Source organism: Paraburkholderia sp. RL18-085-BIA-A (assembly GCF_046027075.1).
Lineage (GTDB): Bacteria > Pseudomonadota > Gammaproteobacteria > Burkholderiales > Burkholderiaceae > Paraburkholderia.
Genome location: NZ_JARESU010000457.1, coordinates 1 through 1,139 on the forward strand (window position 1 = coordinate 1; position 1,139 = coordinate 1,139).

A 1,139-nucleotide genomic window follows, 5' to 3' on the forward strand; every position below is an offset into this window, starting at 1 on the left:
GGCCCGGCCCGGAACTGAACGTCTCCGTACCATGCGCGAGTCGTGCTACCCGTATTGTCGGTGTCGGTCAGCAGGCCGTAAGCGGTAATCTGTCCAGGCGTCTCGTGAAAGACCTTCTCATAGTCTTGCACGATATTGCGGCGCAGGATTTGCCATTTACCGGCATCGCCAGGCTGACCGGAGACTACGATCATCTGTACGCGACCGGTGTGGGGATTGGCAATGACACTGCCTGGCGCGGCTGTGGTCGACCAGATATACATCAGCGTGGCATAGGGCAGTTCCTGCCCACTCAGGTGCTTTGCCAGGTTCATGCCGGCCCGATCGATAAGCGACAGTTTGGATTTGTCACCATCAAAGAAGAACACCAGTCGCGCCGGCGCATCTTCCTTCGATCCCACGCTGTTGTCGGCGCCCTCGATTGACTCTTCTGCTTTCCAGCGCCATGCAACGACGGGTGTGCGGGTCAGGTCGATATTACCCTCATGCATCAGGGCCGAAGCGGAATGGGTTGCGTCCGCCTGCAGGACGGTTGTACGGTCGTCGCGTACAAGCGTGTATTGCGTCATCGCTTTTCCGCTCGCGACCGGCAGATTCTTCCATGCCGCCGGTAGCGGTGCGCCGGGCTCGGCCACGGAAAAGGCAATACCCGGCCCTTCGTCCTGAGCAAGGAGGACTGGCGGCGACAGAAGAAGCGCGATGCACACACCGATCCGGCTTGGCCAGGCTGTTCGTTTCCGTGCTCGCGGGACCGAGGGAAGGTCCATGGCTGGTCCCGTTCGGGTCGTGGCTAAATATTCATTCTAGTCGACTCAGCTGACCGCAGTCCCGCCGAGCTTTTAAACGAGCGTCCGAGGAAGCCCCTCGACTATGAAACACGCCTCTCGAACGATTTCGTCAGTTTGCTGCATCGACCGGTGCATCGACCGGTTGGATCCGCAGGCCCTTTGCGGAGATCGCGAAATGTCCCGCTATTCGACGGGAGCCGGCTGAACACTATTTTCTGGTGGAGGTTCAACGGGTATTTGCGGCGCTGGCTCGCCGTCTTCTTCCGGTATCGGCTCGACGCTTTGGACGGCGGGCGGCTGGACGCTCTTGATAACAACGTGCGGTTCGGAGCCTCGCACAGGCGCACTGCG

1 protein-coding gene is annotated in these 1,139 nt (G+C 60.1%); it reads right to left on the reverse strand.

What is annotated here, in order from left to right; all coding sequences use genetic code 11:
• On the reverse strand, positions 1 to 767 hold a 767-nt coding region (locus P0D89_RS53200; protein WP_408371292.1), incomplete at its 3' end, for a DUF3047 domain-containing protein.
• Between the last annotated feature and the right edge of the window lie 372 nt (positions 768 to 1,139).